The sequence below is a fragment of the Enterobacter sp. CRENT-193 genome, assembly GCF_002787395.1.
GTDB lineage: Bacteria > Pseudomonadota > Gammaproteobacteria > Enterobacterales > Enterobacteriaceae > Enterobacter > Enterobacter hormaechei_C.
Map to the genome: position 1 here is coordinate 2,902,772 of NZ_CP024812.1, position 25,693 is coordinate 2,928,464.

Here is a 25,693-nt window from a genome sequence, read left to right on the forward strand (position 1 = left end):
ATGATTGATTTTAATGCTGATATTTTATCAGGAAGAGCACTAGGTAACGTTTTTTTGGGGGATAATATCAGTAAGTACATAAGCGAGTTATATGCTGGCTATAAGGTAACTTACTTTGATTATTTCTTGCCTGATGATAAGAAAAGGCTTGCATATATTGTAGATGACACAATGACAATCGCTACCCTTGAAGATGGAACGATCATTTCTATTGGTTGTAACGTAAACTATAAGGGGAGGTATAATAAAATATTACAAACAGGCCAAACGATGGGGGAAATAATAGGGTTGACTTACAAACAGCGTATATTTAATGGCTGTATTATTATAAATGACGACTTTGGTTTTTCATTCGAGTTGCCAGCGCCATATGATGAAATTGCAGATAGCATTGCACATGTTCCACTAGATCTTGTTCTTAATGAAATCCGTGTTGCTGATTACTCTGATTGGAACCCACAAAAAATAAAACGCTGAAGTGTGGGTTAGGGTTGATCCCTCGGATTATTTACTTTACATAAAACCCTAGGTAAGCATTCTCTGGCGTCATGACATCCACTGTCGTAAGTAAAATACCCAGCGCCCGTCGCAGCGCCGCTGGGATTACTACTACCGCAATAACTTGGTGCGCGAAGAGCGGGACGATAACCCGCTCAAATGGTACCGCTGGCAGTACGACAGACAGTGCCGGGCGTCTCCTGGTTCAGGACGGCACGCTGGCCGGAGAGGAGCAGGGGGGCTGGGATGCAGCCGCTAACCCGCTCGAAGGTTCTGTTGAGAACATTACGCACAACCGCCTGGCGCAGCTGAATGATATTCGCTGGCGTTATAATACCCATGCTTGCACTGTAGAGAAGGATAACGGCCAAACCCGAGGAACCGCAACAAACCGCAGACGCAGGTCAGCTTCCGCTACGATCCGCTCGGTCGCCGCATCAGTAAAACGCGACGCCAGAAGCTGGGCGGACAGCCAACCGGCAAGCCATCACCACCCGGTGTGTCTGGGAATGACTGCCTACTGGGGGAAGCGCACGGGGATGTGCTGTTCACCTACGTCGACGAAAGTGGTCAGGACAACTACGATTTGCTGGCGCGTGTAGATAGTGTTGATGCTTCATATATCTTCTGGGTCCATTGCCAATCCAACGGCACGGCACAACTTATAACTGATATCTAAAAGCAGTAATTTTGGTGCAGGTTCGAGTATTGGTAATGTTTTTCCATAACAATCATATGGAACAAGAATAAAAGTCTAGGGAATATAATGAGTGATAAGATCATGCAAACAGTAGATCTGCTAATTTCACATAGTCAAATATTGTTACGATCCAGAGACTATGACGAAAAGCTGAGTCAGTGGGGAAAAGGTAATGTTTCTCAAGGCGCTGTTTTACACAAGGATTATGTTGTATTCGATCCATTACCAGAGGACGCATTTGGAGCAAACGTCAATATCAAAATAGATAATGCTTTTAAATTAGATCAAAATGCACAACGCTGCATTGTTGTTCCATTTTTTATTACGGATAAAAATAAGATCCAGATCGCATCTGCGACAGAGAAATTTGATGTAAGCATTAACGTAACCGGCAAGATTTATTCGCTCTTTTATGAGGTTTGTGAAGGGGACGAGATTTATTATAATTTTACTCTTGTGCCTGAAAAAGAAGCAATCCCTGCTAAGTTTTTATTAGACGACCCTTGGGGAGGGAAAAAATACAATCCTCTAAAAGAGGGTTTTTTTAAAGTTAATAATAACTAAATCGAATGAAAAAAAATCATACGTTAAACAAGAAGTTCACCACATGAACCTCGTTAACGAAGTAATCTTTCCCTTCCGTACGCATCTTGCCTGCTTCTTTCGCGCCTTGCTCACCCTTGCAGGTGATAAAGTCTTAAAACGCGATAGTCTGCGCACGAATGAAGCCCTTCTCAAGGTCGGTGTGGATCTTACCGGCCGCGTGAGGCGCAGTCGCACCGACAGGGATGATTCACGCGTTCACTTCTTTCACGCCCGCGGTGAAGTAGGTTTGCAGGCTGAGCAGCTCATAGCCCGCGCGGATCACGCGGTTCAGCCCCCGCTCAGCCATGAACTCTTTATGGTCGCCGTCGATGATTTCAGCGATATCGGATTCAACCGCGGCGTAAACCGCTACCTCTACAGAACCTTTACCGCTTGAAGACTCTGCTGAGAAGGTCACGCACAACCGTCTGACGCAGCTGAACGTCATTCGCTGGCACTACCGTTATGACGGTGAACATCACCTGACGGAGGTCATCAGCCAGCTGCGGGACCGTAACAGGCCGCGGACGCAGGTCAGCTTCCGTTACCCTCATACATTGTGACATTCCCAACAGTCAATCAATATAGAAGTGATCCTTTGGGTTATCATCAAGCGTTACAGGTAAAATTAGATGTAACTGGCTTAGATGTAATTGAACCCCGGAAAAATACATTTTTGATCTTAAACACAAAAGATCTCGTTGTCTCTAAAAGAATTGTTAAAAGTGGGAGGAGTTGTGGTTGAGGTGAAAAAATATTATAAAGGAAGTGTTGATTTTATTGCAGGTGAAGGGACTATTCTCAATGAGTTCATAGGAGAAGTAGCCACGCGACAAATAAATATTATAGATGGAAATTATTATGCTTCTTCCTCTTTGCTAGATAAAAAAGAAAAAGTTGGCTTCCTGCTGTATGATGGTAAGAAAAGCGACCTGAACTTAAGTGACGCCGAAGAAATTTCAAATGAGGAATTTGAAGTTTTCTGGCAAACATCAACGGGTTCATTGCAAGAAAAAAAGCGAATAAAATACTTGTCTGGAGATGCTGTGGAACCTTTGAAAAAATCCACAGTTATTGCTCATATTGTGAATAATAAAGGGAAGTGGGGTAAAGGTTTTGTTCTGTCCCTTTCAAATAAATATCCTGCGGCAAAAAAAAGCTATCTTAGTTGCTTCAAAGAAAATAACTTCCCAGAATTAGGGGTGGTTGATTTTGTTATGGTTGATGCTCAGGAGAAGATATTTATTGCGAATATGTATGCGCAGGATGGTATAAAGAAAAATATCAACGACAAAAAACAATACGTATGTTATGACTCTCTGAAAGTTTGTCTTGAAAAATTATCTGACTTTGCTTTAGTTAATCGCCTTTCTATACAAATGCCAAGGATAGGAGCTGGCCTCGGTGGTGGTGATTGGAATGTTATAGAGTCCTTAATACTAAAAAATATTTGCTATAAAATGATTGATTGCAATGTAATAACTTTATAATTTTAAATAAAATTTAACCATAGATCATGGTGTTTTTGGCGGTTTCTTAGGCAAAGTTTTTCATTTAAAAGGACATGATCTTAAGTATTATAATATCTATAACAATATACTATTGATCAAAGGAACGAGTTTCACGACAACCAAAAATACGCCGAGGCTTTAGAGCAAAACCAAAAAGCCTGGCAAGCGCTTCCTGAGCCAAAGCTCGAATGGGAACTCGCCAACTGGATCGCTGCCTGCATGTACAGCGCATGTTTTGATCTTGCGGATTATGCTGAGGAAAACAAATGGGGAAAAACGACATTACGGACACGTGGATCGGATATAGACACTGCACCCTTAATCGATCTCGGCATGGTCTGTTATGAGTTAAATCAATTCGAGGAAGCGTATAAATATTTTAACGATGCTTATAACTACAGCAAAGAGCGTGCGTTTCAGGATAGACCTAAAAAATATCTAGAGTTCTATCTGCGCAAAAGGGATAAGTTCGTTACTCTATAAAAAAATCAAACATTACGCGTGGATCCGACAACGCCAGGTAGGTCGTGTGAATTACCATCAATATGGGCAGAATGGCTTGAAGAAGTAGCGATTCCAGGCTCCGGGAATGTAAGATAGGTTACTATATGAATATCAATAAAGATGACGAACTCCTTGTGATAGTTAAGTATGAAGGAAGATTTTATTGGTTCGTTGCGTTCAAGGAAATGTGGGTCTTAGACAGAGTAAAATGGGTAGAGGATTTTGTGAAAAGTGGGGTGGAAATAAACCTACAGAATACCCATAAGGAAAGATATGACATACCAGTTGTAAATGAAGAAAACGCGCAGATATTCATTGAAGGTTTAATTAACGATGGTTATTCATACGATAAGGATGACATTGCTGAGGAGTTTTATAAAAGGCTTTCGCAAAAAACAATTTGGTGGGATATATATGAACTTATGCCGGATTTATTTATAGACTTTGATAATAAAAGATTATATTCGGAATATGTTGAGAGTATGCATTATCAAGAATATGTTCCTGATGGTTGGCAAGGTGAACTTGTTGATTTTTGCAGTAATGGATCGTTACCTCAAGATGAAATGTTCTGGATAAAAAATGAAACTGATCATAGAAGCGTTTTGATCGCTAAAGGATAAAATATATTTTCGGCAAACCATTTTTAGACAATACAATGGTCGATTCAACACGCCAATTTGTGTTTGTGTTAAGCGAGACAAAGCCGTTACCAATCGTTTTGACCATCTTCAACGCTCAGGGTGAAAAACTATTTTGGTCTGCATCTCCTGAAAGTGCTATTTTCTATTACTTAACATTAAACCAGTCAAAGAAAGTGGTTGTTGTATGTAATTTTACAGTAATACAAAATGGCTGGCATAATTGGTTTTATTCTTGGGATATGAAGCGTAACGCGTTGTCTAGATCAGGACCTTCGTACTAAATTCACATTTAACATTAAAATTACAGCGACAAGAGTGCCTGAAACTGGCGTACGCAAAGGGGGGATACCTGCTAAAGGTGAGAGACTTGCCTGACCAGCAGAGCGTTTACACCAGCACCCTTTTCAGACGTTAAAATTTGCGACTGCCGACATCATTCTCTTTACCATGTAAAAAAAAATCCACGCCCAAGCGGGGATTTTTTCCCATTAAAAACAAATCAAAGGTTAAACAAGAAGTTCATCACATCGCCATCTTTAATGATGTAATCTTTGCCTTCCGCACGCATCTTGCCTGTTTCTTTCGCGCCTTGCTCTCCCTTGTAGGTGATAAAGTCTTCAAACACGATAGTCTGTGTACGAATAAAGCCTTTCACGAAATCGGTGTGGATTTTATCGGCCGCCTGAGGCGCAGTCGCACCCACAGGGATGGTCCACGCACTTCTTTTACGCCCGCGGTGAAGTAGGTTTGCAGGCTGAGCATCTCATGGCCCGCGCGGATCACGCGGTTCAGACCCTGCTCGGCCATGAAATCTTCACGATCGGCGTCGTTCATTTCAGCGATATCGGATTCAACCGCGTTCCAAAACGCTACCACTACAGAACCTTTATCGCTTGAAGAGTCTGCTGAGAAGGTCACGCACAACCGCCTGACGCAGCTGAACGGCATTCGCTGGCGCTATGACATCCACGGCCGCACCGTGGAGAAGGATAACGGCCAGACCCGCTGGCACTACCGCTACGACAGCGAGCATCGCCTGACGGAGGTCATCAGCCAGCCGCGGGACCGCAACAGGCCGCAGACGCAGGTCAGCTTCCGCTATGACCCACTCGGACGACGCATCAGCAAAACGCGCCGCCAGATGCTGTTTGGGCAGCCGACCGGCAAGCCGGTCACCACCCGGTTTGTCTGGGAAGGGTTCCGGCTGTTGCAGGAGGTGCACGGGGATGTGCCGCTGACCTACGTCTACAGCGATCAGGACAGCTACGATCCGCTGGCACGTATTGACGGCGTTGATGCCCCGGAAATCTTCTGGTTCCACTGCCAGCCCAACGGCACACCGGAGCGGATGACGGATAGCGAAGGGCAGGTGCGCTGGGAAGGGGTGAACAGTGCCTGGGGCAAACTGCTGCGGGAAAGCGAGACGCAGGTATCAGGATATTCCCAGAACCTGCGTATGCAGGGGCAATACCTGGATCGTGAGACAGGGCTGCACTACAATCTGTTCCGGTATTATGACCCGGACTGCGGAAGGTTTACGCAGCAGGACCCGATAGGGCTGGCGGGGGGGATAAACCTTTACCAGTATGCGCCGAATGCGCTGGGGTGGGTGGATCCGTGGGGGTTGAGCCGCGAGTGTAGCGGTAAAACAAAACCTGATTTCTATGTTGGTCCAAATGGCCCTAGTTCGACTATGCCTTCTACAGCATATCGTTATATGGATAGCAAATATGCTCCACAGACAATAGAAAATAAATCAGCCCCGTTAAGTTATTTTGGGTATACGAAATATAAATCTGCACATGAAGCCAGGGACGCCTATCAAATTTTTTATGAGAAAGGTAATCCTGATTCATGGAGTGATGCACGTTTATTAGGTGAGTTTGATACATTACAACTGTATAAAAATGGAGTGCCTCAGGTGCAAGTACCTCTTGCCAATGGTGGTCGAGGGCCTGGATATGAGCTTTTTACCAGTGCATATCCTGAGTATGGTAAAAGTGGGGTATTACAGTTGCTACCAATCGAACGTAATTACCCTGTTATTTTTGAACGTGTTACTATAATTCCGGAGTAAAAGCGATGACAGATGAAGAGTTACGAAAGAATCTTGTTTTTTTAATAAAAAAATATGTTCCGGAAAGTCAACAAAAAGCATTTTATGATGATATATCAAAGTCTACTGTGCCAGTGAAAGGTATTTTAGCTGACTTTAATAAAATCAAAACCAGAACTTTTGATGAAGTTGATGGAGATTTAATACGGGATATTTACTTTTATTTTTGTTGACAGATAATTACGTGGGGGATTTATTTTTCCGTTCGTTTTTTATATTTTTTTGGTTGGGAATGGCTCGGTAAAGAGATGAAAATTATCTTTACCGGCAATCAAAATATCAGCAATGGCGTTTAGGAAATTATTAGTTACGCTGATCTCACAGAAAAAATAATTGAAAATATTTAATTATGCTGGTGATTTGTATAATGGAGAGGACTAAATCAGGCGGTTAGTTGTTGCCGAATATCCTAATTAAACTATAATGGGGGTTTAAGGGTTTGCGCTTGTTACTAACATGCTGCTCAAAGTTTGAGCAGCAGGGGAAGGGTGCTTCCCCTATCAGTTTTCATATTACAGCTAATCATTAACCCCTTAAAGAATTTCACAAGCATTTTATTTTTAATGGACTGACCCCACATTATCGGTAGAACGATAATAAAAATCGAGGTAATGTAATGAATGATAAAAAAATACAAATAGTTGAGCTACTGATTTCACATAGTCAAATGTTGTTGCGATCCAGAGACTATGACGAAAAGCTGAATTACTGGGGAAAAGGCAATGTTTCTCAAGGTGCTGTTCTTCACAAAGATTATGTTATATTCGACCCATTACCAGAGGACGCATTTGGAGCCAACGTCGATATCAAAATAGATAATTCTTTTATATTAGATGAAACTGCTCAACGCTGCATTGTAGTGCCATTTTTTATTACAAATAAAAATAAGCTTCAGGTCGCATGATTGAATTTAAATTCAACCCGATTACCGGTGAGCTAAACCTTGATGGTCTTCCTTTAAAAATAGATACTGAAGAAGGCTTTTGTAAGTGTGATTTATACCACGAATTAGTAAAACGCAAAGCTGTAAATAAAAATATGTCGAATCACTACCTTGTTGACTTAGTAATGTTTTTCGATAAAGAATTTCAAGTTACTATACGCCCGGTGTGCTATGGTTTTCATTTTATGCTTCATCTTGTTGATAAAAATAGTCAATACTATAAATCATTAAATGATTGGAATGCACGAACTAATGTTCACATGCTAAATGAATCAGTGAAAAGCCTGTCTGATTGGCTGAAAGAATCACTGAACCTGGACACGCCTGATACCACGGAAACAGACATCATTAGGTGGAACTTTGAGTGGGGGCGGGTTTCAGTCTCATATGAGACAAAGTCATTTAATCATGGGGTATATATAGTTTGGAATATAAAGTAGTCACTTCCAAAAAAGGTGGTTTAGATATGTTAGAAATGAAACTTGATGTTCATACTGGATTTGTAGAAATTAACAACTACCCCATCGAATTAAAAGATGTTGATACTTTTAAAAATTCCGCATTTTACAAGTTTTTCTCGCCATTGACTACAGTAGGTCCTTTTTATTTCGCTATCGATAATGTTAAATGGAAAGATCAAGTTTTCATTTTGGAACTGAGGCCTTCAGCATTTTCTTTTTCTCCATCATTATTCCTTACTAGTAAGGATGGAAGTTTTTATAAAACGTTAGAGGATTGGGATAAAAGGGCTAGTCTGAGTAATTTATCGGATGAGCAGCAGCGTTTGACAGTATGGGTTGAGAATGAAATAACATCAAAGCCTAATCTTAAAATTAACAATCCCCCATATGGATTTCAATGGAGGCATGAATGGGGAAATATTGTTGTACAGTCTAATGAAAAAAGCTTCGATTGTGGTGTTTATATAGAATGGAATGTTTGACTAAATGATGTTAATGATTAATAAAATCCTCCATTTCTTATAGCCTTACTTTTTTATTGATAAACTTAAAATTTAAATAATGAAACTTACTAATCGACTGAAAAAGAAGTTATTAGTCCTTGATGGCATTGACAATGATTTCATAGAGTATGGAAAGGAAATAACATGCCCTGAATGCGAGGGGGTAATAGTCTACTCTATCGTAAACTCATATGAGTTTGACACGCTCACAGAAGAGGTAAAATGCTTTTTGGTTAAGAAAATGAGAGGTGTGAAGCTTGATAGTGAACATAAGAAATATAGCTATGATGAAAGCCAATTAGATGTTTCGAAAAACACATGTTCAAAGTGTTTAAAAGAGTTTTCCGCTATATTAACGTATAAAGAAGTGCAGCCAGCCCGATACCGGGTATATCTTGTGGGGCTTTTTGAAGGTGATTTGAAGCAGATCAAACTTTAAACGTTGAGGTTTACCAATGATTGAAAATCTCATTTGTATTAAAGAAAAAGACCTGCTTCAATGGGCGTGTGGTGAAAGTAACATACTGGTTAGTGTGCCATTTTTAAGCTATGCATTGGTCGACTTAACACGCCAGTTAGTCTTTGTGTTAAGCGAGCCTAAGCCATTACCAACCGTTTTGACCATCTTCAATGTGCAGGGCGAAAAACTATTTTGGTCTGCCCCTCCTGAAGGTGCGACTTTCTATTACTTAACATTCAACCTGTCAAAGGAAGTGATCGTTGTATGTAGCTATCCAGCAAAAAAAAATGGCTGGCATGATTGGTTTTATTCCTGGGATATGAAGCGTAACGTGTTGTCTCAATCGGGCCCTGCGTATTAAGTTCAAAAGCGCCAAAAAAATGATAACTATAACCGGTGGCAAAAAAGGAACTGTATCAGCAGTTATATCAAGCAGTTTAAAAAAGGCTACGAGGAAAAAGATGACTACGGTTTACATTGTCATATTGACGTATATAAACCCCTTGAGGAGGTTGACGCAACGATACCTTCTCATGTTGAGTGACTAAAAAAGGGTATTCAGAGGGGATATTTCTGACTTCCGGAAGACGGATCCCAAGAACTGGTGGGGTCATTCTCGCTAAATCTGAGAGTCCTGCATCTCTTAAAGAGCGCTAGCGCGAGGGCTCTTTTCAGGCGTTAGGCTTGTGTCTGCCGAAATCATTCCCTTAGATTCCAGCATGAAAACTGATCTCTTAGACAATGTGTTTTAACCTCACAATAAAAAAATCCACGCCAAAGCGTGGATTTTTTTCATTCAAATCAAACGTTAAACAAGAAGTTCATCACGTCGCCATCTTTAACGATGTAATCTTTCCCTTCCGCACGCATCTTGCCTGCTTCTTTCGCGCCTTGCTCACCCTTGTAGGTGATGAAGTCTTCAAACGCGATAGTCTGCGCACGAATGAAGCCTTTCTCGAAGTCGGTGTGGATCTTACCAGCCGCCTGAGGCGCGGTCGCACCCACAGGGATGGTCCACGCACGCACTTCTTTTACGCCAGCGGTGAAGTAGGTTTGCAGGTTCAGCAGCTCATAGCCCGCGCGGATCACGCGGTTCAGGCCCGGCTCTTCCAGACCCAGCTCGGCCATGAACTCTTCACGATCGGCGTCGTCCAGCTCTGCAATATCAGATTCAACGGCAGCGCAAACCGCAACCACTACAGAACCTTCAGCCGCAGCGATTTCACGCACTTTGTCCAGATACGGGTTGTTCTCGAAACCGTCTTCGTTAACGTTGGCGATGTACATGGTTGGCTTCAGGGTCAGGAAGCTCAGGTATTTGATCGCCGCTTTGTCTTCGTCAGTCAGGTTTTTCAGCGCGCGCAGCATGCCCGCGTTTTCCAGCTGTGGCAGACATTTTTCCAGCGCAGCCAGTTCCGCTTTCGCGTCTTTGTCGCCGCCTTTGGCTTTCTTTTGCACGCGGTGAATGGCGCGTTCGCAGGTGTCGAGGTCAGAGAGGGCCAGCTCGGTGTTGATGACGTCGATGTCGTCAGCTGGATCCACTTTATTGTTAACGTGGATAATGTTGTCGTTCTCGAAGCAGCGCACAACGTGGCCGATCGCTTCGGTTTCACGGATGTTGGTCAGGAACTGGTTGCCCAGGCCTTCACCTTTGGATGCGCCTTTTACCAGGCCCGCGATGTCCACGAACTCCATGGTGGTTGGCAGAATGCGCTGCGGCTTCACGATTTCCGCGAGCTGGTCCAGACGCGGATCGGGCATAGGAACAACACCGGTGTTCGGCTCGATGGTACAGAACGGGAAGTTCGCCGCTTCAATACCTGCTTTGGTGAGCGCGTTGAACAGGGTGGATTTGCCCACGTTTGGCAGACCGACGATACCGCATTTGAATCCCATTTCTAAATCACCTTAATATCTTGATAATCAATCCGTTAACGATAACCGATTGAAGAAAAGTAAATAACTACGCCTATTATACACGTAACCCGCGCGACGCGCGGTAAAAAAGCCCCGGGGCGCCGATTATTGCGCTTTGAAAGCGTGCAGTCGATTGGTGGCTTTTGTCAGGCCATCCTGAAGCCAAATCTCGGTGCAGCGGGCCGCTTCGTCCACCGCTTCGTCAATCAACTTCTGCTCAGAAACCGGTGGTTTACCCAGTACGAAACCAACAACTTTGTTTTTATCGCCCGGATGGCCGATTCCCACGCGCAAACGGTGGAAATTAGGGTTATTACCCAGTTTGCTGATGATGTCTTTCAGACCATTGTGGCCGCCATGACCGCCGCCCAGTTTGAACTTCGCCACGCCTGGCGGCAGGTCCAGTTCGTCGTGGGCCACCAGGATCTCATCCGGATTGATGCGATAAAACGTTGCCATGGCCGCCACGGCTTTGCCGCTCAGGTTCATAAAGGTGGTTGGCACCAGCAACCGCACGTCAGCACCCGCAAGATTGATGCGTGAGGTATACCCGTAAAACTTGGGTTCTTCACGCAGGGGAGCGCGCAAACGCTCCGCCAGCAGATCAACATACCAGGCGCCGGCGTTATGGCGGGTAGCGGCATACTCTGCGCCCGGATTGGCGAGGCCGACAATCAGTTTAATCGTCACGATTTACTTCCTAATGGGTTCCAGATCTGGCGCGTAGTTTACTGTCTGGCGCGCCGCTTGACAAAGTTCTGCCTGCTGTACACCGAAATGCGAATAATTTCTTCTTTGAATAATTAGAATTTCAAGCTGTTCAATGTCTTATTTGTAAATTTTTGTCCGGGAGTTATCAGTAAATGTGATCATTCACGCAACTCATATAAGAGGCGTTGTCTATACTTTACACACAAGGAGAAGGGGCTTTTCCCCTGACAACCCAAAGTTCCGGAGGTGACATATGAAACGCAAAAACGCTTCAATGCTCGGTAACGTGCTAATGGGGTTGGGACTGTTCGTGATGGTCGCCGGTGTCGGTTATTCAATCTTAAACCAATTACCGCAGCTTGACCTCCCACAATACTTTGCGCATGGCGCGGTGCTGAGTATCTTCCTCGGTGCGGTACTGTGGCTCGCCGGGGCGCGCGTGAGCGGACATGAGGAAGTCTGCGATAAATACTGGTGGGTGCGTCATTACGATAAACGATGCCGCCGCGACCAGCGCAAGCATAGCTAGTGCCCCATAAAGAACACCGAAACGACTTCATCTGAAGTCGTTTTTTTTTGCATGACGCATTGACCCTCACGTAACGTAAGGCTTCAGAGTAACGACACTGGCAGAACAAAAGGAGCCGTTATGTTGATACAGGTGGGAGAACTGGCGAAACGTGCCGGGATCACCGTGCGGACTTTGCATCACTACGAGCAAACAGGGCTGTTGTTACCTTCTGCCAGAAGCGCGGCAGGCTACCGGCTTTATAACCTGGCGGATGTGCAGCGTCTGCATATGATCCAGACGCTGGCAAAAGCCGGGCTGGAGCTTGCCGAAATCAGGGATTTTCTGAAACAGCGTTCGCTGTCATTAGCCGAATTACTCGACGGGCAAATCACTCTGCTGGACAAGCAACTGCGTAGTATCCATACGCTGCGCAACCGGCTGGTGGAATTGCGTACCGGGCTGACCGACGATGCGACGCCGGATCTGGAATCCTGGCTACAGACTCTGGAGTTAATGAATATGTACGATCGCTGGTTTAGCAAAGAAGAGTTGCAGCAACTGCCGTTTGCGGTAGAGAAAGAGGCGCTGGCGGATATCTGGTCGGGGCTGGTGAGGGAGGTTAAACACTTGCTGGAACAGAACGTCAGCGTCACGGACGCGCGGGCGACCGATTTGGCTTCACGGTGGATGGAACGCCTGGAGCAGGATACCGCAGGCAAACCGGAATTTTTGACCCGCCTGAACGAGATGCACAGCGTGGAGCCGCAGATGCAGGAGCAAACCGGCATTACGCCGGAGATAACTGATTACATCACGCGGGCGTTTGCCGAATCAAAGCTCAGCATCTGGGAGAAATATCTCACTGCCGAAGAGATGGCCTTTACCCGGGCGCACTACTTTGACCGGATGATGGAGTGGCCGCCGCTGGTGGCGAAGCTGCATCAGGCGCAGCGAGATAATCTCAGTCCCGCTTCTGACGATGCGCAAAAGCTGGCAGAAAAGTGGCTGGTTTTATTCCAGTCCTATGCGGGAACAAACCCGCAGACCCAGCAAAAATTTCGCCTCGCCATGCAGCAGGAGCCGCATCTGATGAAAGGCACGTGGATGACGCCTGCCGTGCTTGAATGGCTCCAGCAGGCGATCGGGGTGATGATGCAAAGACGCGTCTCTGCATCAGATGACTCACAGATCCGCTAATGCAGCTTCACGGTTAGGGTAGAAGGACAATCGGCCAGGGATCGGCTGCACGCCTGCGCGCGCCATGGTGCGCAGGGGCTGGAATTCGAGGTTACTTATCCGCAGCTCGCAGCCTTCCGGCAGGCGGGCAACAAAGCGCTGGAAGGCATCCAGACCGCCGGCATCCAGCACCGGGACGGCATCCCACTTCAGCACCACAATCCGTTTGCCCGCGATGCGGGATTCCAGATCGCTGAACAAACCTTCCGCTGCGGCGAAGAACAGCGGACCAATCACGCGCAGCACCAGCACATCGTCAGGCACCTCAACGTTAACCGGGGAGAGACGCGTCATCTGCGCGATGCGGCGCATAAACAGCAGCGAGGCCAGCACTATGCCGACGCTGATAGCGATAACCATATCGAACAGCACGGTCAGCGACATGCAGATCAGCATCACGATAATGTCGTCTTTCGGCGCGCGGCGCAGCAGGTTAACCACCTTATGCGCCTCACTCATGTTCCAGGCCACCATCAGCAGCAACGCAGCCATGGCAGAGAGCGGAAGCCATGAAAGCAGCGGGGCAAGGATCAGCAGCGCCATGATCACCAGCAGGGAGTGAATGACCGCCGAAACCGGTGATGTCGCGCCCGCACGTACGTTCGCGGCGGAACGGGCAATCGCAGCCGTAGCCGTAATACCGCCGAAGAACGGTGCAACGATGTTCCCTAAGCCCTGGCCGACCAGCTCGCTATTGGCTTTATGCTTAGTGCCGGTCATGCCGTCGAGCACAACGGCGCACAGTAGAGATTCAATCGCGCCCAGCATTGCCATGGAGAATGCAGCGGGCAGCAGAGCGCGAAGGGAATCCCAGCTCAGGGTGAAGCTGGAGCCCGGCATGTCCCACGGCAGAACCAGCTGCGGCAGCAGCTGCGGAATGCCGCTGCCCTGTGAGCCGTCCGCCAGAACATAGTGGAACTGGGAGCCAATGGTGGCGACCTGTCCACCGAGCAGGTTGACGACGCCCATCACCGCGCAGCCCAGCAGCAGAGCGGGCAGATGCCCCGGGAGACGAATGCCTAAGCGAGGCCAGACGATAAGTGTGCCGAGGGTAACGATGCCAATGGCCGCATCGCCCAGGTTGGCCGTCGGCAACGCCATAAACAGCGCGCCCACTTTCTGTAAATAGTGCTCCGGAACATGGGCCATTTGCAGGCCGAGGAAATCCTTGATCTGCATGGTCCCGATGGTAATCCCTATCCCCGAGGTGAACCCCAGCGTTACGGAAAGGGGAATATATTCAATCAGGCGACCAAAGCGGGCCAGACCAAACAGAATTAAAAAGATGCCGGACATCAGGGTGGCAACCAGCAGGCCTGCCAGACCAAACTGTTGGGAAACCGGGTAGAGGATCACCACAAAGGCGGCCGTCGGGCCGGAGACGCTGAAGCGGGACCCGCCCGTCAGCGCAATCACAATCCCCGCAACGGCCGAGGTGTACAGCCCGTACTGCGGCGCGACGCCGCTACCAATCGCCAGCGCCATCGCCAGCGGGATGGCAATAATCCCGACGGTGATCCCGGCTATCAGGTCACGAACAAAGCGTGACGACGTGTATTTCTCTTTCCAGCAGGCGTCGATGAGGGCGCGAAAGGGCAGAACATGTGAGGAGGTTACTTTTTTCACAATTATCTATCATCCGTGTGCGCATCATCTGTCATATGAATGGCAGGTGAAGGAGGCATAAGTCATACAAATAAATACTATAAACAAAAAAACCCGCCGTAGCGGGTTTTTTGGCCGTGTTCGATCAGTGTTCGAACATTGCAGAGATGGATTCTTCGTTGCTGATACGACGAATCGCTTCGGCCAGCATCCCGGACAGAGTCAACGTACGCACGTTTGGCAGCGCTTTGATCTCGTCGCTCAGTGGAATGGTATCGCACACCACAACTTCGTCAATGACGGAGTTACGGAGGTTGTTTACTGCATTGCCGGAGAAGATCGGGTGAGTGGCGTAAGCGAATACGCGTTTCGCACCACGCTCTTTCAGCGCTTCAGCGGCTTTACACAGCGTACCGCCGGTATCGATCATGTCGTCCACCAACACGCAGTCACGGCCAGCCACGTCACCGATGATGTGCATCACCTGAGAAACGTTAGCGCGCGGACGGCGTTTGTCGATGATCGCCATGTCGGTATCGTTCAGCAGCTTCGCGATAGCACGCGCACGTACCACGCCGCCGATGTCCGGAGAAACCACAATCGGGTTGTCCAGATTCAGTTGCAGCATGTCTTCCAGCAGGATTGGGCTGCCGAATACGTTATCAACCGGCACGTCGAAGAAGCCCTGGATCTGCTCTGCGTGCAGGTCAACCGTCAGTACGCGGTCAACGCCGACGCTGGACAGGAAGTCAGCGACAACTTTAGCGGTGATTGGCACACGCGCGGAACGGACGCGACGGTCCTGACGTGCATAGCCAAAGTAAGGAATAACAGCAGTGATACGGCCAGCAGAAGCACGACGCAGCGCGTCGACCATAACAACCAATTCCATCAGGTTGTCATTCGTTGGAGCACAGGTGGACTGGATGATGAAAATATCACCACCGCGTACATTTTCATTAATTTGTACGCTGACTTCGCCGTCGCTAAAGCGACCTACAGCGGCGTCGCCGAGGGAAGTGTACAGGCGGTTGGCAATACGTTGTGCTAGTTCCGGGGTGGCGTTACCAGCAAAAAGCTTCATATCAGGCACGAGAAGAACCTCAGGCATGCGTCCAGTGGTGGATAGCGTTCGCCGCAAACTGCGGGGCCTAAGCAAACGCTATCCAGGCGGTGTATTAAAGAGCGCGATGCAACGTCTGGAACAGGGTGACGTTGTCACCGAAACTCAGTCTGCGCCAGAATGGCCTGCTGTAGGGGGGAGATGTTCATCCCGCGCGCTACAAAACCATGCAGCCAAACCGGCGCTTGCTCAAGCACCTGACGGGCGGCGGTTTCGGTGTCAAATTCAGCAAAGACACAGGCCCCTGTACCGGTCAGGCGCGACGGCGCGTATTCTAACAGCCAGGAAAGCACCGCATCAACCTCGCGAAAACGTTTTCTTGCGATATCCTCGCAATCGTTGCTGAATTCACAATTTAATAACGTTTTTATTGACCGTACCGGGGTATTTCTTTTCAGGTCAGGATCTTTAAAGATGACCGGGGTAGGAATGCTCACGCCAGGGTGAACGATCAGATACCATTTTTCCGGCGGATCGACCGGCGTGAGGATTTCACCGACACCTTCAGCGAACGCCGCGTGGCCGCGCACAAACACCGGTACATCGGCGCCCAGCGTCAATCCTAACGCTGCCAGTTCGTCCGTCGTCAGACCGCAGTCCCAGAGGTGGTTAAGCGCCACCAGTACGGTCGCGGCGTTCGATGAACCGCCACCAAGACCGCCGCCCATTGGCAGGCGTTTGTCGATACGGATATCCGCACCGCTTCCCGCTGGCAGACGACCCGACGACGACGCCGTTTTCATCAGAAGGCGAGCAGCGCGCACGATCAGGTTATCCTCATGCGCCACGCCGTCGACCGGCGTCAGCAGGTGAATCTGCCCGTCCTGACGCGGTTCGATGGAGATCGTGTCGCCGTAATCGACAAACTGAAACAGCGTTTGCAGGGTGTGATAGCCGTCAGCGCGCTGCCCGGTAATGTAGAGAAACAGGTTCAGTTTTGCGGGAGAGGGCCAGTGGGTCATCATTTAACGATCCAGTTGTCCATTTTCAGCTTGATACGCTGGCTACCCTGCGTCAGCTCCATATTGGACGGCAGCGACGGTTGAGTCTTGCTGTCATACGCGCTGTACACCACTTTCCAGGTTTTACCGCCCTGGGTGTAGTTTACCTGGCTCAGACGGTATTGATCGTCGAGCGTGTAGTCGGTTGCGTCACCCGGCAGGCCAAGGATCCACTGGCGCAGACTATTGAGCGGAATCGGCATCCCGGTCAGCTTGCCAATCATCTCTTCGGCGTCGGTTGCCGTGTAGTGCTGGCCTTTGTTATCGGTAATCTGCGCTTCGCCAGGCTTCGCGTTCAGCTCCAGTTCGGTGCTGCCCAGCGGGTTCAGCAGCAGCAGGCGATAGTTGTCCTGACCCGTTTGCTGCCAGAAGAAGCGAGCGTAAACTTTTTGCTCGTCAGAGAGATAAGCAAATGCACCGCGGGTCTGATACTGGCTTAATTTCAGCACGTCCTGCTGGTGCTGACGCCACTGCGGTGAGTCAGGGCTTTTGCCCGGGCCTTTCGGCTGATGAACGGAACAGGCGGTCAGAACCAGGGCCGCCAGAGGCAGCAGGCGAATCATTCGGGTCATAATGATGACAAATCCTTGAGATACGTTGCAGTTATAACTGTTAATGCTAGCGTTGAAGGGTGCCACCGTCTACGTTCAAATTATCTCAAAGCGTGGCGTAAGCTATTACTCCGAAAGGGGGCAGTCTCTTTTATTGATCTCGCGCATCCTGTATGATGCGTCCTGCTAACCTTATTAACGCTGGTACTACTCCCGCTCAACATGACCCTATTAGCACTCGGTATTAACCACAAAACGGCCCCGGTTTCACTGCGAGAACGCGTTACGTTTTCGCCGGATACGCTCGACCTGGCGCTGGACAGCCTGCTTGCACAGCCGATGGTGCAGGGTGGCGTGGTGCTGTCGACGTGCAACCGTACCGAGCTCTATTTAAGCGTGGAGGAGCAGGACAACCTTCACGAGGCGCTGATCCGCTGGCTATGTGACTACCACAACCTCAACGAAGAAGAGCTGCGCAACAGCCTGTACTGGCATCAGGATAACGATGCGGTCAGCCATCTGATGCGCGTGGCCAGCGGTCTGGATTCGCTGGTGCTGGGCGAGCCGCAGATCCTCGGCCAGGTGAAAAAAGCCTTCGCGGATTCCCAGAAAGGGCATCTGAAAGCCAGCGAACTTGAACGAATGTTCCAGAAGTCATTCTCCGTGGCGAAGCGTGTGCGAACCGAAACCGACATTGGCGCCAGTGCGGTTTCGGTTGCTTTCGCGGCCTGTACCCTTGCCCGTCAAATCTTCGAATCGCTGTCGACCGTCACCGTACTGCTGGTGGGGGCGGGCGAAACCATCGAGCTGGTGGCGCGCCATCTTCGCGAACACAAGGTGAAGAAGATGATCATCGCCAACCGCACCCGCGAACGTGCACAGGTGCTGGCAGATGAAGTGGGCGCTGAGGTGATTGCGTTGAGCGACATCGATGAACGTCTGAAAGAGGCGGACATTATTATCAGCTCTACCGCCAGCCCGCTGCCGATTATCGGGAAAGGGATGGTCGAGCGTGCGCTGAAATCCCGCCGCAATCAGCCGATGCTGCTGGTGGATATCGCCGTTCCGCGTGATGTCGAACCGGAAGTGGGCAAACTGGCGAACGCCTACCTGTACAGCGTGGATGACCTGCAAAGCATCATTTCGCACAACCTTGCCCAGCGTAAGGCGGCGGCTGTGCAGGCGGAAACTATCGTTGAGCAGGAAACCAGTGAATTTATGGCCTGGCTGCGCGCGCAAAGCGTCAGCGAGACCATCCGCGAATACCGCGGTCAGGCGGAGCAGGTGCGTGATGACCTGACGGCCAAAGCGTTAGCGGCCCTTGAACAGGGCGGCGACGCGCAGGCGATTATGCAGGATCTGGCCTGGAAACTGACCAACCGCCTGATCCATGCCCCAACCAAATCTCTTCAGCAGGCTGCCCGTGACGGGGACGATGAACGCCTGACAATTCTGCGCAACAGCCTCGGGCTGGAATAGCGCCCTATACCCATTTTCTAAGACAAGGTGCATTTACGCCTATGAAGCCTTCTATCGTCGCTAAACTGGAAGCTCTGCACGAGCGCCATGAAGAAGTCCAGGCGCTGCTCGGCGATGCCGGGACCATTGCCGACCAGGAACGTTTTCGCGCGCTGTCGCGTGAATACGCGCAGTTAAGTGATGTTTCAAAATGCTTTACCGACTGGCGACAGGTCCAGGAAGATATCGAAACCGCGCAGATGATGCTCGACGATCCTGAGATGCGCGAGATGGCGCAGGAAGAGTTACAGGATGCGAAAGCGCGTTCAGAAGAGATGGAGCAGCAGCTTCAGGTGCTTCTGCTGCCGAAAGATCCGGACGATGAGCGTAACGCCTTTGTGGAAGTCCGCGCCGGTACCGGCGGCGACGAAGCGGCGCTGTTCGCCGGGGATCTGTTCCGTATGTACAGCCGTTATGCCGAATCCCGTCGCTGGCGCGTGGAGATCATGAGCGCCAACGAAGGCGAGCATGGCGGCTACAAAGAGGTTATCGCCAAAATCAGCGGTGACGGCGTGTACGGTCGACTGAAATTTGAATCCGGCGGTCACCGCGTGCAGCGCGTGCCTGCGACGGAATCGCAGGGGCGCATTCATACCTCGGCCTGTACGGTGGCGGTGATGCCGGAGCTGCCGGAAGCGGAACTGCCGGATATCAACCCGGCGGATCTGCGCATCGACACCTTCCGCTCTTCAGGGGCAGGTGGTCAGCACGTTAACACCACCGACTCCGCTATCCGTATTACTCACCTGCCCACCGGGATTGTGGTTGAGTGTCAGGATGAACGTTCCCAGCACAAGAACAAAGCTAAGGCGTTATCCGTGCTGGGCGCCCGTATCCACGCGGCGGAAATGGCGAAACGCCAGCAGGCGGAAGCCTCTACCCGCCGTAACCTGCTGGGCAGCGGCGACCGTAGCGATCGTAACCGCACCTATAACTTCCCGCAGGGGCGCGTAACCGACCACCGCATCAACCTGACGCTGTACCGTCTGGATGAGGCAATGGAAGGCAAGCTCGATATGCTGATTGAGCCTATCGTGCAGGAATACCAGGCCGACCAGCTGGCGGCACTGTCCGAGCAGGATTAATGGATTTTCAGCGCTGGTTACGCCATGCCGCCAGTGAGCTTTCCGCAAGTGAAAGCCCGAAGCGCGACGCCGAAATTCTGCTTGAGCATGTGACGGGTAAAGCCCGCACGTATCTGCTGGCTTTCGGCGAAACCGCGCTGACCGCTGAACAGCAATCGCAGCTGGAGACGCTGCTTGCCCGCCGTAAAACCGGCGAGCCGGTGGCGCATCTGGTTGGCGAGCGCGAGTTCTGGTCCCTTCCACTGTACGTCTCAGCGGCCACGCTGATCCCGCGCCCGGACACCGAGTGTCTGGTGGAGCAGGCGCTGGCGCGGTTACCAGCGCAGCCGTGTCAGATCCTCGATCTCGGCACCGGCACCGGGGCGATTGCGCTGGCGCTTGCCAGCGAGCGGCCAGACTGCACCGTGACGGCGGTAGACGTGATGCCTGATGCGGTCGCCCTCGCGCGGCGCAACGTTGAACGGCTGGGGCTGAACAATGTTTCCGTTCTGCAAAGCAGCTGGTTTGCCGCGCTTGAAAGCCGCATGTTTGAAATGGTTGTCAGCAATCCGCCCTACATCGACGAAGACGATCCGCATCTCGCGCAGGGCGACGTGCGTTTTGAACCGTTGACCGCGCTGGTCGCTGCGAATCAGGGACTTGCGGATCTCGATCACATTGTGACAACGTCACGGCAACATTTGCTTCCCGGTGGCTGGCTGCTGGTGGAACATGGCTGGACGCAGGGAGAGGCGGTGCGAGCGCTGTTTACGCATGCCGGATACGCTGCCGTGGAAACCTGCCGGGATTACGGCGGCAATGAACGTCTGACGCTGGGGCAGCGGTCATGAGCCTGTTTACGCTGCTGATCTCCGTTCACCTGGTTTCCGTTGCCCTGACCATTGGCTTTTTTATTGCCCGCTACTGGTGGCGCTACAACAACAATCCGCTGATTAACGCCCGCTGGGTACGCATCGCCCCGCACTGTATCGACACGGTGCTGTTCCTTTCCGGAGCCGGGTTAATGTGGAAGACCGGCTATCTGCCATTTACTGATAAAGGCGCATGGCTGACTGAAAAGCTGTTTGGCGTTATCATCTACATCGTTTTGGGTTTTATCGCGCTTGGGCGTCATCGTCCGCGCAGCCAGCAGACAGGGTTTATCGCCTTTTTGCTGGGTCTGGTGGTGCTGTACATCATCATTAAACTCGCCACCACAAGAATACCGTTACTGGGGTAAGTCATGAGGTCCTTAGCCGATTTCGAATTTAACAAAGTGCCGCTCTGCGATGGTATGATCCTGATTTCAGAGATGATCCGCGACGATTTTACGTCACAGTACGTTTACGCTGAACTGGAGAATCTGGTCAGCCTGGCGCGCGAAGAGATCAATCAGGCACGTCCGCAGGACTGGCAATTAGAGAAGCTGATTGAGCTTTTCTACGGCGAATGGGGTTTCTGCGACACGCGAGGCGTGTACCGCCTGTCTGACGCACTGTGGCTGGACCAGGTGTTGAAAAATCGTCAGGGCAGCGCCGTCGCGTTGGGCGCCATTTTACTGTGGGTTGCGCACGAGCTGGAGATTCCACTGGTGCCAGTCATTTTCCCGACGCAGATGATTTTGCGGGCGGAGTGGCTGGACGGTGAGATGTGGTTAATCAATCCGTTCAACGGCGACACGCTGGATGAGCATACGCTGGACGTCTGGCTGAAAGGCAACATCAGCCCGATAGCTGAGCTGTTCAATGAAGATCTCGATGAAGCCGATAACGCTGAAGTGATCCGCAAGCTCCTGGATACGCTGAAGTCTGCGCTGATGGAAGAGCGTCAGATGGAGCTGGCCCTGCGCGCAAGCGAAGTGCTGTTGCAGTTCAATCCGGAAGATCCGTACGAAATCCGCGACCGCGGCCTGATTTATGCGCAGCTCGACTGCGAGCACGTGGCGCTGAATGATTTAAATTATTTCGTCGAACAATGTCCGGAAGACCCGATCAGCGAGATGATCCGCGCGCAGATCAACGCGATCGCGCATAAACACATTACACTGCATTAATCTTAATTCCGATTCACACCTGAATAAGGCGATCCTATGAAACAAAAAGTGGTTAGCATTGGTGATATCAACGTGGCAAACGACCTGCCGTTCGTGCTGTTTGGCGGTATGAACGTGCTGGAATCCCGCGATCTCGCTATGCGCATCTGCGAACACTACGTGACCGTGACCCAAAAGCTGGGCATCCCGTACGTGTTTAAAGCCTCTTTTGACAAAGCCAACCGCTCCTCCATTCACTCCTACCGTGGCCCGGGCCTGGAAGAGGGGATGAAGATTTTCCAGGAGCTGAAACAGACGTTTGGCGTGAAAGTGATCACCGACGTGCACGAAGCGTCTCAGGCACAGCCCGTGGCTGATGTGGTAGACGTGATTCAGCTTCCGGCGTTCCTCGCTCGCCAGACTGACCTGGTAGAAGCGATGGCGAAAACCGGTGCCGTGATTAACGTGAAAAAACCGCAGTTCGTGAGCCCAGGCCAGATGGGTAATATCGTCGACAAGTTTATCGAAGGCGGTAACGACCAGGTTATCCTGTGCGACCGTGGTTCAAACTTCGGTTATGACAACCTGGTTGTGGATATGCTGGGCTTCAGCGTGATGAAGAACGTCTCTAACCAGTCTCCGGTGATTTTCGACGTGACCCACTCCCTGCAATGCCGCGACCCGTTTGGCGCCGCGTCTGGCGGGCGTCGTGCGCAGGTGACCGAACTGGCGCGCGCCGGTATGGCAACCGGCCTGGCGGGTCTGTTCATTGAAGCGCACCCGGATCCGGCTAACGCGAAATGCGACGGTCCATCCGCGCTGCCGCTGGATAAGCTGGAGCCGTTCCTGAAACAGATCAAAGCGATTGACGATCTGGTGAAGAGCTTCGACGAGCTGGATACCAGCAACTAATAAAAAAACCCGCTTCGGCGGGTTTTTCTTTGCCCGGCGGCGCTACGCTTGCGCGGGCCTACGGGTTTTGTAGGCCGGGTAAGCGCAGCGCCACCCCGCAAAAAAATTACGCAAATATCGTCATCAGATACGCAATAAACAGCGCCATATGCGCCGCGCCGTTCAGCACATTGGTGCGGCCGGTGGAGAAGGAAATCTGGCACAGCAGCAAGGATGCCACCATCACAATCATCTCTGGCGCACCCAGCGCAAACTGCAATTCTTTTCCCGTCATAAAGGCAATCAACGTCACCACCGGAACGGTAAGGGAGATGGTCGCCAGAACAGAGCCAAAGAACAGATTCATCGCCCGCTGCACCTGATTATTGAGCACCGCTTTCAGCGCTCCCAGGCCTTCTGGCGACAGGATCAACAGGGCCACCAGGAAACCGGTAAAGGCGACCGGCGCGTTCAGTTCAGTTAACAGCGCCTCCAGCGGGTTCGCATTCATCTTGGTGACCGCAATAACGGCAATCAGATGCACGATCAGCCAAACCGTGTGCCACGCGCTGCTGTGAGCCGACGGCTTACCGTGATGCGGGTCATCGTCGTCACCGTCGTCTTCATGCTCGTAAACAAACAGGCTCTGGTGCGTTTTGGTCTGGATCAGCAGGAACACGCCGTACATCGCCGCGGAAATCAGCGCCACCAGCAGCGCCTGGCCGGTGGTGAAATTTGCACCCGGCAGCGCCATCGGGAATACCAGCACAATAATCGCCAGCGGGAACAGGGCGATCAGGTACTGTTTAATGCCAAAAAGGTTCATGTACTGGGTGGCAAATTTGCGACCACCTAATAAAAGTGAAAAACCGACCAGGCCGCCGGTAACAATCATAATGATGGAATAGAGCGTATCGCGCATTAGCGTTGGCGCGGCGTCGCCGGTGGCCATTAATGCGGAAATGAGACTGACTTCAAGAATCACAACCGAAAGGCTTAAAATTAATGACCCATACGGCTCTCCAAGACGGTGGGCTAAAACATCCGCATGGCGTACCACGCTAAATGCGCTGGTTAAAATACCCACCAGAGCCAGAATATTGATCCCCACAACCACTGGCAATGACTGACTGCTTCCCCAGAAGAGCAGCACAGCCAGTGCCAGAACCGGGAAAATGAGAGAGGTCTCCTTGTGGCGGGTTTTCACCGCCTCGTGTGTTGCTGTCATGTGTTTCTCCAACAATGCAGGTGCTTGTAATTATAGATAGATTTTAAAAGTATTAAATTAACAGAAATCTGTTAAATACCCTGTATTTTTTACTTAATTTTACCCTTTATTATAATTTTTATGCCTGAGGCTTATAATGTCCTATCTACATTAAATAATGGTTTAATAACAATAAGTTGTATTTTTAAGTTGTTCGTTTCTTTCTGTCGGCTGGCACCCTCGCGTATCGTCGTCCACACTTATCTTTTAGCCAAAAGAGAGGTTAACGATGCCATACAAATCGAAAAGCGAATTACCAGATAACGTGCAAAACGTATTGCCTGCCCACGCCCAGGATATCTACAAAGAAGCCTTTAACAGCGCCTGGGATCAGTACAAAGATAAAGAAGATCGCCGGGACGATGCCAGCCACGAAGAGACGGCCCATAAGGTGGCCTGGGCCGCCGTAAAAAATGACTATGAGAAAGGGGACGATGATAAATGGCACAAAAAGAAATAGCCGCGAATAATACGCTGCCTCCCTTTTGACATTTCAGGCGGTTGACCTGCCGCTGTATTGCATCTGGCCCGCGAATTGCTTATCGTTGCTCAACTGCTGTTAAAATGAACAGCACAGAATGCCGGGAAGGCGAATTACAGATGTCGCAAGGAAGCATGCAGTGGCGGAGGTGGAATGTGTTGACGCGTGATTTCTTGATGAAGGCAGATTGTAAGACGGCATTTGGTGCTATTGAGGAATCGCTTCTGTGGTCGGCTGAACAACGTGCGGCGTCGCTTGCGGCAACGCTGGCCTGCCGCCCGGATGATGGCCCGGTCTGGATCTTTGGTTACGGCTCGCTGATGTGGAACCCGGCGCTCGAATTTGTTGAATCGGCAACCGGAACGCTGCCTGGCTGGCACCGCGCCTTCTGTTTGCGCCTGACCGCCGGACGCGGCAGCGCGTGTCAGCCAGGACGCATGCTTGCACTAAAAGAGGGCGGGCGCACCACGGGCGTGGCATACCGGCTGCCGGATACCACGCTGGAAGATGAGCTGACGCTGCTGTGGAAGCGCGAGATGATCACCGGCTGCTATATGCCCAGCTGGTGCAAGCTGGAACTGGATGACGGCCGCACCGTCAACGCGCTGGTGTTCATTATGGATCCGCGCCACCCGCTGTATGAAGCCGACACCCGAACCCAGGTGATTGCCCCGCTGATTGCCGCCGCCAGTGGACCGCTGGGTACTAACGCCCAGTACCTTTTCTCGCTCGATCAGGAGCTGACGCGTCTCGGTATGCAGGACGACTGTCTGAGTGAGCTGGTGGTGAAGGTGAAAGCGCTGCTGGAAGGGAACCCGCTCAGCAATACGCTGCGGCTAGGTTTTGCCTGATAATACGCC

Annotated in this window: 28 protein-coding genes and 5 pseudogenes; 24 read left to right on the forward strand and 9 right to left on the reverse strand. The window is 50.4% G+C overall.

The window, feature by feature from the left end:
• From CU081_RS14490 to comJ (CU081_RS14500), 3 genes are all read left to right on the forward strand, one after another.
• Positions 1–477, forward strand: coding sequence for a hypothetical protein (locus CU081_RS14490; protein ID WP_032628402.1), 477 nt, complete (start codon positions 1–3; stop codon positions 475–477).
• A 71-nt stretch (positions 478–548) separates the two neighbouring features.
• Positions 549–1,100, forward strand: a complete 552-nt coding sequence (locus CU081_RS14495) for a hypothetical protein (protein WP_370993875.1) — start codon at positions 549–551, stop codon at positions 1,098–1,100.
• A 164-nt stretch (positions 1,101–1,264) separates the two neighbouring features.
• The gene (comJ, locus tag CU081_RS14500; protein ID WP_022651386.1) at positions 1,265–1,762 is read left to right on the forward strand and encodes a competence protein ComJ; all 498 of its coding nucleotides are present in this window, start codon (positions 1,265–1,267) and stop codon (positions 1,760–1,762) included.
• A gap of 16 nt (positions 1,763–1,778) precedes the next feature.
• Here comJ (CU081_RS14500) and CU081_RS14505 read toward each other — a convergent pair.
• Positions 1,779–2,186, reverse strand: a pseudogene (locus CU081_RS14505) (DUF933 domain-containing protein); the annotation flags it as partial.
• Here CU081_RS14505 and CU081_RS26845 point away from each other — a divergent pair.
• The 3 genes and pseudogenes from CU081_RS26845 to CU081_RS14525 form a co-directional block, all read left to right on the forward strand.
• A pseudogene (locus CU081_RS26845) lies at positions 2,173–2,331 on the forward strand (RHS repeat domain-containing protein); the annotation flags it as partial. The pseudogenes CU081_RS14505 and CU081_RS26845 overlap by 14 nt on opposite strands.
• Positions 2,332–2,484: 153 nt before the next feature.
• Positions 2,485–3,273, forward strand: coding sequence for an Appr-1-p processing protein (locus CU081_RS14515; RefSeq protein WP_044704307.1), 789 nt, complete (start codon positions 2,485–2,487; stop codon positions 3,271–3,273).
• A 629-nt stretch (positions 3,274–3,902) separates the two neighbouring features.
• Positions 3,903–4,421, forward strand: coding sequence for a hypothetical protein (locus CU081_RS14525; protein ID WP_022651381.1), 519 nt, complete (start codon positions 3,903–3,905; stop codon positions 4,419–4,421).
• 520 nt (positions 4,422–4,941) lie between these two features.
• Here the strand turns inward: CU081_RS14525 and CU081_RS14535 are convergent.
• Positions 4,942–5,339 (reverse strand): annotated as a pseudogene (locus tag CU081_RS14535) (DUF933 domain-containing protein); the annotation flags it as partial.
• On the opposite strand from CU081_RS14535, the pseudogene CU081_RS14540 reads away from it, so the two are divergent.
• The 8 genes and pseudogenes from CU081_RS14540 to CU081_RS26565 all read left to right on the forward strand — a co-directional run.
• Positions 5,335–6,519 (forward strand): annotated as a pseudogene (locus CU081_RS14540) (RHS repeat domain-containing protein); the annotation flags it as partial. The pseudogenes CU081_RS14535 and CU081_RS14540 sit on opposite strands and share 5 nt — an antisense overlap.
• Before the next feature lie 5 nt (positions 6,520–6,524).
• The gene (locus tag CU081_RS14545) at positions 6,525–6,731 is read left to right on the forward strand and encodes a hypothetical protein (protein ID WP_022651377.1); all 207 of its coding nucleotides are present in this window, start codon (positions 6,525–6,527) and stop codon (positions 6,729–6,731) included.
• Between the two features lie 443 nt (positions 6,732–7,174).
• Positions 7,175–7,462 (forward strand): competence protein ComJ, encoded by a 288-nt coding sequence (gene comJ, locus CU081_RS14550; RefSeq protein WP_003856641.1) that lies wholly within the window; start codon positions 7,175–7,177, stop codon positions 7,460–7,462.
• On the forward strand, positions 7,459–7,941 hold the full coding sequence (locus tag CU081_RS14555; protein ID WP_003856643.1) for a hypothetical protein: 483 nt from the start codon (positions 7,459–7,461) through the stop codon (positions 7,939–7,941). The genes comJ (CU081_RS14550) and CU081_RS14555 overlap by 4 nt, the downstream gene beginning before the upstream one ends.
• Positions 7,942–7,967: 26 nt before the next feature.
• Positions 7,968–8,444 (forward strand): hypothetical protein, encoded by a 477-nt coding sequence (locus CU081_RS14560; RefSeq protein WP_003856645.1) that lies wholly within the window; start codon positions 7,968–7,970, stop codon positions 8,442–8,444.
• A 79-nt stretch (positions 8,445–8,523) separates the two neighbouring features.
• Complete coding sequence (locus CU081_RS14565) at positions 8,524–8,904, forward strand: hypothetical protein (RefSeq protein WP_022651375.1); 381 nt, start codon at positions 8,524–8,526, stop codon at positions 8,902–8,904.
• A 16-nt stretch (positions 8,905–8,920) separates the two neighbouring features.
• Positions 8,921–9,286, forward strand: a complete 366-nt coding sequence (locus tag CU081_RS14570) for a hypothetical protein (protein WP_003856647.1) — start codon at positions 8,921–8,923, stop codon at positions 9,284–9,286.
• A gap of 100 nt (positions 9,287–9,386) precedes the next feature.
• Positions 9,387–9,677, forward strand: a pseudogene (locus CU081_RS26565) (YciI family protein).
• A 49-nt stretch (positions 9,678–9,726) separates the two neighbouring features.
• Here the strand turns inward: CU081_RS26565 and ychF are convergent.
• On the reverse strand, positions 9,727–10,821 hold the full coding sequence (gene ychF, locus CU081_RS14580) for a redox-regulated ATPase YchF (protein WP_003856650.1): 1,095 nt from the start codon (positions 10,819–10,821) through the stop codon (positions 9,727–9,729).
• Between the two features lie 126 nt (positions 10,822–10,947).
• Complete coding sequence (gene pth, locus CU081_RS14585) at positions 10,948–11,532, reverse strand: aminoacyl-tRNA hydrolase (RefSeq protein ID WP_006810922.1); 585 nt, start codon at positions 11,530–11,532, stop codon at positions 10,948–10,950.
• Positions 11,533–11,806: 274 nt separating this feature from the next.
• Here pth and ychH point away from each other — a divergent pair, with 274 nt between their 5' ends.
• Positions 11,807–12,082, forward strand: a complete 276-nt coding sequence (ychH, locus tag CU081_RS14590; RefSeq protein WP_003856655.1) for a stress-induced protein YchH — start codon at positions 11,807–11,809, stop codon at positions 12,080–12,082.
• A 120-nt stretch (positions 12,083–12,202) separates the two neighbouring features.
• Positions 12,203–13,261, forward strand: a complete 1,059-nt coding sequence (locus tag CU081_RS14595) for a MerR family transcriptional regulator (RefSeq protein WP_022651374.1) — start codon at positions 12,203–12,205, stop codon at positions 13,259–13,261.
• On the opposite strand, the gene dauA is transcribed toward CU081_RS14595, so the two are convergent.
• From dauA to lolB, 4 genes are all read right to left on the reverse strand, one after another.
• Entirely contained in the window at positions 13,247–14,926 is a 1,680-nt protein-coding gene (gene dauA, locus CU081_RS14600) for a C4-dicarboxylic acid transporter DauA (RefSeq protein WP_003856658.1), read from the reverse strand. The two genes, CU081_RS14595 and dauA, sit on opposite strands and share 15 nt — an antisense overlap.
• 124 nt (positions 14,927–15,050) lie before the next feature.
• Positions 15,051–15,998: a ribose-phosphate diphosphokinase gene (gene prs, locus CU081_RS14605; protein WP_003856663.1), complete on the reverse strand. Its 948-nt coding sequence runs from the start codon at positions 15,996–15,998 to the stop codon at positions 15,051–15,053.
• A gap of 125 nt (positions 15,999–16,123) precedes the next feature.
• Positions 16,124–16,993 carry a 4-(cytidine 5'-diphospho)-2-C-methyl-D-erythritol kinase gene (gene ispE, locus CU081_RS14615; RefSeq protein WP_003856664.1) on the reverse strand — a complete coding sequence of 290 codons (870 nt, stop codon included), beginning with the start codon at positions 16,991–16,993 and terminating at the stop codon, positions 16,124–16,126.
• Positions 16,990–17,601: a lipoprotein insertase outer membrane protein LolB gene (lolB, locus tag CU081_RS14620; RefSeq protein WP_003856665.1), complete on the reverse strand. Its 612-nt coding sequence runs from the start codon at positions 17,599–17,601 to the stop codon at positions 16,990–16,992. Before lolB ends, ispE begins: the two co-directional genes overlap by 4 nt.
• Before the next feature lie 201 nt (positions 17,602–17,802).
• Here lolB and hemA point away from each other — a divergent pair, with 201 nt between their 5' ends.
• Genes hemA through kdsA form a run of 6 tightly spaced genes read left to right on the forward strand, consistent with a single transcriptional unit; the run spans position 17,803 to position 23,106 of the window.
• Positions 17,803–19,059, forward strand: coding sequence for a glutamyl-tRNA reductase (gene hemA / locus CU081_RS14625; protein WP_003856666.1), 1,257 nt, complete (start codon positions 17,803–17,805; stop codon positions 19,057–19,059).
• A gap of 41 nt (positions 19,060–19,100) precedes the next feature.
• Positions 19,101–20,183, forward strand: a complete 1,083-nt coding sequence (prfA, locus tag CU081_RS14630; RefSeq protein ID WP_003856667.1) for a peptide chain release factor 1 — start codon at positions 19,101–19,103, stop codon at positions 20,181–20,183.
• Positions 20,183–21,013 (forward strand): peptide chain release factor N(5)-glutamine methyltransferase, encoded by an 831-nt coding sequence (gene prmC, locus CU081_RS14635; protein WP_003856668.1) that lies wholly within the window; start codon positions 20,183–20,185, stop codon positions 21,011–21,013. Before prfA ends, prmC begins: the two co-directional genes overlap by 1 nt.
• Entirely contained in the window at positions 21,010–21,402 is a 393-nt protein-coding gene (gene sirB2 / locus CU081_RS14640; protein ID WP_003856669.1) for an invasion regulator SirB2, read from the forward strand. The genes prmC and sirB2 overlap by 4 nt, the downstream gene beginning before the upstream one ends.
• 3 nt (positions 21,403–21,405) lie before the next feature.
• Entirely contained in the window at positions 21,406–22,215 is an 810-nt protein-coding gene (gene sirB1 / locus CU081_RS14645; RefSeq protein ID WP_003856670.1) for an invasion regulator SirB1, read from the forward strand.
• A gap of 36 nt (positions 22,216–22,251) precedes the next feature.
• Positions 22,252–23,106, forward strand: coding sequence for a 3-deoxy-8-phosphooctulonate synthase (kdsA, locus tag CU081_RS14650; RefSeq protein WP_003856671.1), 855 nt, complete (start codon positions 22,252–22,254; stop codon positions 23,104–23,106).
• A 106-nt stretch (positions 23,107–23,212) separates the two neighbouring features.
• Here the strand turns inward: kdsA and chaA are convergent, their stop codons facing one another.
• A complete protein-coding gene (gene chaA, locus CU081_RS14655) occupies positions 23,213–24,313 on the reverse strand; it encodes a sodium-potassium/proton antiporter ChaA (RefSeq protein WP_100185498.1) in 1,101 nt (366 codons plus the stop codon).
• A gap of 268 nt (positions 24,314–24,581) precedes the next feature.
• Here chaA and chaB point away from each other — a divergent pair, with 268 nt between their 5' ends.
• Both chaB and CU081_RS14665 read left to right on the forward strand, forming a co-directional pair.
• Positions 24,582–24,812, forward strand: a complete 231-nt coding sequence (gene chaB, locus CU081_RS14660; protein ID WP_022651373.1) for a putative cation transport regulator ChaB — start codon at positions 24,582–24,584, stop codon at positions 24,810–24,812.
• Between the two features lie 176 nt (positions 24,813–24,988).
• Entirely contained in the window at positions 24,989–25,684 is a 696-nt protein-coding gene (locus CU081_RS14665) for a gamma-glutamylcyclotransferase (RefSeq protein WP_058647472.1), read from the forward strand.
• The last annotated feature ends 9 nt before the right edge of the window (positions 25,685–25,693 follow it).

What these genes read in the sequence shown, in the direction of transcription:
- CU081_RS14490 (WP_032628402.1), top strand. Translation starts at nt 1, where the DNA reads ATGATTGATTTTAATGCTGATATTTTATCAGGAAGAGCACTAGGTAAC.
- CU081_RS14495 (WP_370993875.1), top strand. Translation starts at nt 549, where the DNA reads ATGACATCCACTGTCGTAAGTAAAATACCCAGCGCCCGTCGCAGCGCC.
- comJ (WP_022651386.1), top strand. Translation starts at nt 1,265, where the DNA reads ATGAGTGATAAGATCATGCAAACAGTAGATCTGCTAATTTCACATAGT.
- CU081_RS14525 (WP_022651381.1), top strand. Translation starts at nt 3,903, where the DNA reads ATGAATATCAATAAAGATGACGAACTCCTTGTGATAGTTAAGTATGAA.
- CU081_RS14545 (WP_022651377.1), top strand. Translation starts at nt 6,525, where the DNA reads ATGACAGATGAAGAGTTACGAAAGAATCTTGTTTTTTTAATAAAAAAA.
- comJ (WP_003856641.1), top strand. Translation starts at nt 7,175, where the DNA reads ATGAATGATAAAAAAATACAAATAGTTGAGCTACTGATTTCACATAGT.
- CU081_RS14555 (WP_003856643.1), top strand. Translation starts at nt 7,459, where the DNA reads ATGATTGAATTTAAATTCAACCCGATTACCGGTGAGCTAAACCTTGAT.
- CU081_RS14560 (WP_003856645.1), top strand. Translation starts at nt 7,968, where the DNA reads ATGTTAGAAATGAAACTTGATGTTCATACTGGATTTGTAGAAATTAAC.
- CU081_RS14565 (WP_022651375.1), top strand. Translation starts at nt 8,524, where the DNA reads ATGAAACTTACTAATCGACTGAAAAAGAAGTTATTAGTCCTTGATGGC.
- CU081_RS14570 (WP_003856647.1), top strand. Translation starts at nt 8,921, where the DNA reads ATGATTGAAAATCTCATTTGTATTAAAGAAAAAGACCTGCTTCAATGG.
- ychF (WP_003856650.1), bottom strand. Translation starts at nt 10,821, where the DNA reads ATGGGATTCAAATGCGGTATCGTCGGTCTGCCAAACGTGGGCAAATCC.
- ychH (WP_003856655.1), top strand. Translation starts at nt 11,807, where the DNA reads ATGAAACGCAAAAACGCTTCAATGCTCGGTAACGTGCTAATGGGGTTG.
- CU081_RS14595 (WP_022651374.1), top strand. Translation starts at nt 12,203, where the DNA reads ATGTTGATACAGGTGGGAGAACTGGCGAAACGTGCCGGGATCACCGTG.
- ispE (WP_003856664.1), bottom strand. Translation starts at nt 16,993, where the DNA reads ATGATGACCCACTGGCCCTCTCCCGCAAAACTGAACCTGTTTCTCTAC.
- lolB (WP_003856665.1), bottom strand. Translation starts at nt 17,601, where the DNA reads ATGACCCGAATGATTCGCCTGCTGCCTCTGGCGGCCCTGGTTCTGACC.
- hemA (WP_003856666.1), top strand. Translation starts at nt 17,803, where the DNA reads ATGACCCTATTAGCACTCGGTATTAACCACAAAACGGCCCCGGTTTCA.
- prfA (WP_003856667.1), top strand. Translation starts at nt 19,101, where the DNA reads ATGAAGCCTTCTATCGTCGCTAAACTGGAAGCTCTGCACGAGCGCCAT.
- prmC (WP_003856668.1), top strand. Translation starts at nt 20,183, where the DNA reads ATGGATTTTCAGCGCTGGTTACGCCATGCCGCCAGTGAGCTTTCCGCA.
- sirB2 (WP_003856669.1), top strand. Translation starts at nt 21,010, where the DNA reads ATGAGCCTGTTTACGCTGCTGATCTCCGTTCACCTGGTTTCCGTTGCC.
- sirB1 (WP_003856670.1), top strand. Translation starts at nt 21,406, where the DNA reads ATGAGGTCCTTAGCCGATTTCGAATTTAACAAAGTGCCGCTCTGCGAT.
- kdsA (WP_003856671.1), top strand. Translation starts at nt 22,252, where the DNA reads ATGAAACAAAAAGTGGTTAGCATTGGTGATATCAACGTGGCAAACGAC.
- chaA (WP_100185498.1), bottom strand. Translation starts at nt 24,313, where the DNA reads ATGACAGCAACACACGAGGCGGTGAAAACCCGCCACAAGGAGACCTCT.
- chaB (WP_022651373.1), top strand. Translation starts at nt 24,582, where the DNA reads ATGCCATACAAATCGAAAAGCGAATTACCAGATAACGTGCAAAACGTA.